This is a genomic window from Streptomyces sp. NPDC005408 (assembly GCF_040606445.1).
Taxonomy (GTDB): Bacteria; Actinomycetota; Actinomycetes; order Streptomycetales; family Streptomycetaceae; genus Streptomyces.
Window position 1 is genome coordinate 1 of record NZ_JBEXEX010000115.1, and the last position, 5578, is coordinate 5578.

Consider the following 5578-nt stretch of genomic DNA (forward strand, 5'->3'; position numbering starts at 1 on the left):
GCCGACCACCTCCCGGACACCCTCCTGGGGGAAATCACCCGCCGGGCCACCGAGGTGTGGCAGCACCAGCCGTACCGCCGGCCGGCACCCGCGGAGGCGGCGCCCACGGCGGCTGATCCAATTTCCCGGGCCCTGGCGCGCCGCAAACTCCTGACCCTGGGCGGAGGTTCGGCGCTCGGTGTCGCGGCGGCGGGCTTGGGCGCTTGGGCCTGGCTCGGCTCCCAGCATGCCTCCTCAGGCTCCGGTGGCAAGCCCCGCCCGAGCAGCGCGGCCCACGGTCCCGGGAAGACGAAAGCGAAGCTGCGCGACTACCTCTGGCAGCACCAGATCCCTCCCCTGGACGACATCGACTACAGGATCTACCCGGCGGCCGATCCCTTCCCTGTCGCTCTGGGCGATCACGTCATGCTCGTGATCGGCACGGGACTGGCTGCCGTGGACCCCAAGACCGGCAAAGGTGTTTGGACGACCACCGACGGTGAGGGCACATGGCGCGTCGCCACGGAGGACAAACAGATCTTCCGCATCGCCGACCACGAGTTCTTCCCCCTCGAGGGCGGAGTCAAGCCCCTGGTCGTCGACTCGGTCGACGCGGAGACAGGAAAGGCGGCAAAGCCACGGCAGACCTTCCCGGACTTCAACGTCCTGCACATGGAGAGCCAGTTGATCTGCTGCGCAGAGGACATACTGTATTTGGTCGGCGGCACGGGCGGTTACGTTCGTACTGGCTATAAGCGCGGCCAGTCCTGGTTTCTGGTCGCCGTCAACATGCGCTCGGGAGCCGAGCTCTGGCGGCGCCGCCTCCCGCCGCACAAGATCGACACCCGCAGCCCGCACTTCCTGGCGGGCCGCGTCGTCGGCAACCGGCTGGTGCTGCTCCAGGAGACGGCCGCCGAAAGGGTGACGCTCGCGGTGCACGACTCCCGTACGGGAAATCCCCTTTGGTCCGCCCCCGCGACCAACGCCGCGCCGGATCTGGTCCGGGGCCTGCTGACCGTGGACGACAGTCACGTCTATCTGGGCTTCGGCCCCCTGCGGGCTCTGCGCCTGACCGACGGCAAGGAGGCGTGGAGCCTCGCCAAGAGCCACCCCGACACCGCCTTCGGGCCGCCGGCCGTCAAGGACGATGTCGTGTACGCCGTGCAGGACAAGCAAGGGCTCGTCGCCGTTGGCGCGGCCGACGGGCGCGTGCGTTGGCAGGAGAAGGGCGGCGAAGGCGCGAAGGCAGACCGCACCGACCCCCCGGTCATCGGCACGAAGTACGTGTACAGCAGGGGGCCTTCGGGCCTTCGGCAGATCGACATCTCCACGCATACGACGACCGCCACCTACAAAACCTCCGGCACCCGCTTCATCGCCCATGAGCGCGCTCGGATCGTCTTCGCCCAAGGCGGCCCGCTCATCGCGGGGTACCCCCTGGAGTGAGCACACCGGCACTGCGCTGGCAGTAAGCACACCTCCGACCAACTCCCGGGAAAGCCCAGCCATGAAGCCACTCAGCACTGGTGACCCACTCCGCCTCGGCCCGTACCGCCTTCTCGGCACGCTCGGCGAAGGCGGCATGGGCAAGGTCTACTTCGGCCAGGACGGCACCGGCCGCCCCGCCGCCGTGAAGGTGCTGCGCCCCGAATTCGCTCACGATCAGCACCTCGCACAGCGCTTCGTACGCGAGGCCGAGATGGCGCAGGCCGTCACCAGCAAGGGCGTGGCGCGCGTCCTGGGCTCGCAGACCGAAAGCGGCCGCCCCTGGATCGCCACCGAGTTCCTGGCGGGTCCGACGCTCGACGAGGCGATCCTCGCGTACGGCCCGATGGACGGGCCGACGGTACGCGTCCTCGCCGACGCCCTCTCCCGTACGCTCCACGACATCCACACCGCCAGCCTGATCCACCGCGACCTCAAGCCCGCGAACATCGTGCTGACCTCTCAAGGTCCTCGCGTCATCGACTTCGGCATCGCCCGGCCGGAGCACGGCCTCACGCTCACAACCACCGGCCAGGTGCCGGTGACCCCGGGCTACGGCGCTCCCGAGCAGGTACTGGGTCACCGCGTCGGGCCCGCGGCGGATGTCTTCTCCCTCGGCGCCGTTCTCGTGTACGCGGCGAGCGGCCGACGGGCCTTCGACGCGGGCCATGTGGCAGCCGTCCAGTACGAAGTCGTCCACGGCGAACCTGACTTGAGCCAGGTCTCCGCAGAACTCCAGCCGCTGATCGGCCCCTGCCTGGCGAAGGACCCCGCCCTGCGCCCGGGTCCCGGACAGGTCGCGGCCGCGTTCACACCGCCCAAGGGCTCGGACCAAGTGTGGCGAAGCGGCCCGCTGGCGGCCGACATCAAGACACGCGAGACAGACATCCGCCGCCTGACCACCAGCGTCGACGGGCCCCACCCGGTCTCCCGCCGCCGCCTGCTGACCACTCTCGCCGCAGGCGGCACGGTCCTCGCGGCGGGCGGCGGCGTGGGGGCGTGGTGGTGGCTGCGGGACGACACCGGGACGGCCACCGGCACGAACTCGAAGGGCCTGTTGGACCCCTTCGACATCCCGCCCGCCGTACAGGCCAAGCAGGCGAAGCAACTCGACCCGGACAAGGGCGAGTACATCGTCGGCAAAGCGCCCAAGCCCCTGTGGGGACCCCTGCCGGTCGTCTCGGAGGACTCGCCCGGGCCTCTGGCCGTGGGCGACGTCGTCGTCGTCGGGGCGAAGGCGGGCGGAGTGGCGGCCTTCGACATGGTCACCGGCAAGCAGCGCTGGCGAGCCAAGACCGCCGTTCCTTCGGGCCGTTATCTTTCCCTGTCGGACCGCCTCGTGATCGTGGTGGACACGAAGGGCACGCTCCGGACGTACGTACCCTCCACCGGCGACCCCAAGTGGACCGCCGCCGCCGAGGCGCGCTCCCTCCTGGCGGAGGACGAAGACGCCGTCTACGTCGCAACCAAGGACGGCCGGGTGCGCTCCGTCGGCCGCTCCGACGCGAAGATCCGCTGGACGGCCAGGGTCACCGTGAACCTGGGCACGAAGATACGCCCGTTGGCCACCGCGGCCGCCGGCCGCCTGGTCCTGTGCACAGCCGAGGGCGATGTCGTCGCCCTCGACACCGCCGACGGTCGTAAGGTCTGGGACCGCCCCGGCCAGTCGGACGAGCCCCTGCGCCCTGCTCACCAGGACGGCATCGTCTACCTCGGCGGCAAGGCACTGACGGCGCTGCACATCGACCACGGCAAGCAGGTGTGGTCTGTCCCCGCCGGCAAGGACTCTGTCGGCAAGGCGCAACCCTGGGGCAGTCCGACGGCCTACGCCGGTATGCTCTTCGCCGCCCACGACAACTGGCCCCAACGCCTGGACCCCAAGACGGGCAAATACCTCTGGAGAATGGACAGCGGCGACGGCCCCATGCGGATCCAGGGCAAAGGCGTCTGGGTCGTCGACACGGACGAGTACTCGACGCAGGTGAGCGGCCTCGATCTCGCGACGGGCTACCGCCGCATGGTGTACGACAAGGGCGAAGGAAACCGCTGGGCCATCGCAGTCGGCGGCAACCGCGTCTTCCTCCACGACTCGCACTCACTGACGGCCCTGCCGGTGTTCTGAGCCGCCTCAGGCCGAAGGCTTGGGACCGTCGACCAGGCCGGCGACGCCTCGCCGGGACCGGACTATCCCTGTCCCCAACGACTTCGTGAGTTCAAGCTCAGTAAGTCCCGGCGCCAGAAGCCCCTTGTCGCAACTGGAGCACGGAAGGCGCGGTCGCAGCGATCGAAGTTCCGTCGATGAGGGGGGCGGTACTGGATCTTCCTCATCCCCTGCCGGATGGTCTGGACGAGGTGTTCGGGGTGGTGAAGGCGGTATTGGACAGCCAGCCGCGCCGCAGCAGCGACCAGATGCCTTCGACCGGGTTGAGGTCGGGTGCGTAGGAGGGCAGACGGTCAGCCAGTCCCGACTGGCGATGAACTGCCGCATGCCATAAGCAAGTACCTTCGCGGCCTCGGCGGCTTTCTGGGTGTACTTGATTCAACTTAGCAATCGGGCCTGGCTACTCGTAGGTGTTGTTCGCGACGGTGCGGTGAAGATATGTAATCAGCTGTCCCAGCGGGCGCCGTGGGGCTCGGGCGGACCGTCTTGGATTGTGCAATTACTGTCAACGTTATGAGAACGGGTATGGCGACCCCGGGGGCCTGCTGCGCAGGAGGGCCCCGGCAACCGTGTACTCGCGGGCCGGAGAGGAGCACGACGCCGTGAGCGTGAGCATTGCCGCCAAGCCACGCCGGCTGCTGGCGTTTGCGCCAAGGGACTCGGAGGGTCTTGTAGGCCTCTACTACCGCCCCGGCCACCGCTTCTTGCCGACCGACGTTGAGCGTTTCCAAGACCTCACCTGATGAGTGGGGCGATTCACTGACGCGGAGTTGCTTGTTCCCGGTGAAGCGCTGGTCCGCTGACTCACTTCGACCGCGGCGCATCCCTCAGGGTTCTGACCGACCGTGAGCAGAACCGCGAAACCTACCTGTGGTCCATCAGGGCTTTGGAGTCGGCTATCGGGGATGATCGCGCATCTGCCCGAGCACGTCGGCTGGACCATCGGGCAGCTGATCACCAGGGCAGCGGGGACACCGGCACGGCGGGTAGGCCATGCTCTGCGGCAGCGGCGTGTCCGGCCCGCAGACCACGACGACTCGTGCGCGCTCTTCGACGGCCGTGCCGTCCTCATCCGCGCGGTACACGCGCAATGTCATCTGATGTCGCTGGCGCTCCTCGCGGGCGGTCACCGCTCCGGCCCCTCGGCTGTTCCGGAGGCGAACGCGCTGTCTTTGTGGAGCCGCAGCCGTCCGCCGCGGCTTTCTGCTAGCCGCAGCGTGTCGCCCAATGACTGGCACAGCTGCAGGACAACCACCGCAGCTCCTGCACCGTCGCGTCCGGGTCAACCAGCAGTTCCCGGGCCCGCCCCAGCGCCATCGCCCCCGTGTCCAGTTGCGTCGCCTCCAACTCGTCCGCGAGTCGGTTCAGTCGACTATCTGGGGCGTCGGAGGACAGATAGCACCGTTGCCCCTCCGGACCCGGCCACGGCAGCAGCCGCAATTGAGAGACGGCGCTCACCGAGCCGCCCCCGCCCTGTGCACCCGCACCCGTTCCACATTGATGCCACACGAGGGGTGGAGCAGCGCGGCGTCCTCACTCCGCAGGGCAGTGGGGCAGGGGCGTCGGCCGAAGGCGGGGGCGGGCGTGAAGGGCGGTGTCGTGGCAGCGTGGACCAGCGGATGCGCGACGGTTCGATGTCGACCCTGGGGCGGCAACAGCAGCCTCAGCAACAGCGTGAGGAGTCGGGCGATACAGTGCGGCACGTCTACCTGCTTTCGTCAGGTGGGCCATGCCCCCGGGCCGGTCGCACGGTCGCGGGGGTCCGTCGTCTTCGACGGCGCTGTAACGCTAGAGCGATCTTTGATAGGCGCACAGTGACGCCCTGTGCCACTGTGCGCGGTGACTAGGGCCTGTCCGGCGGATCATGCCGGGCGGTCCGCCGGCGCTGAATCGCTGTAGCGCCCCGCTGGAGAAGGCACTGGGTGGAGCAGGTGGGGTCCGTCGATAAATACT

General features: G+C 68.8%; 2 protein-coding genes and 1 pseudogene. 2 read left to right on the plus strand and 1 reads right to left on the minus strand.

What is annotated here, in order from left to right:
• The coding region (locus ABZS64_RS38960; RefSeq protein ID WP_355839905.1) for a PQQ-binding-like beta-propeller repeat protein at positions 1–1425 on the plus strand (1425 nt) is incomplete at its 5' end.
• Between the two features lie 61 nt (positions 1426–1486).
• Positions 1487–3586: a serine/threonine-protein kinase gene (locus tag ABZS64_RS38965; RefSeq protein ID WP_355839907.1), complete on the plus strand. Its 2100-nt coding sequence runs from the start codon at positions 1487–1489 to the stop codon at positions 3584–3586.
• 97 nt (positions 3587–3683) lie between these two features.
• On the opposite strand, the pseudogene ABZS64_RS38970 reads toward ABZS64_RS38965, so the two are convergent.
• Positions 3684–3952: pseudogene (locus ABZS64_RS38970) on the minus strand (transposase); the annotation flags it as partial.
• Positions 3953–5578: the final 1626 nt, after the last annotated feature.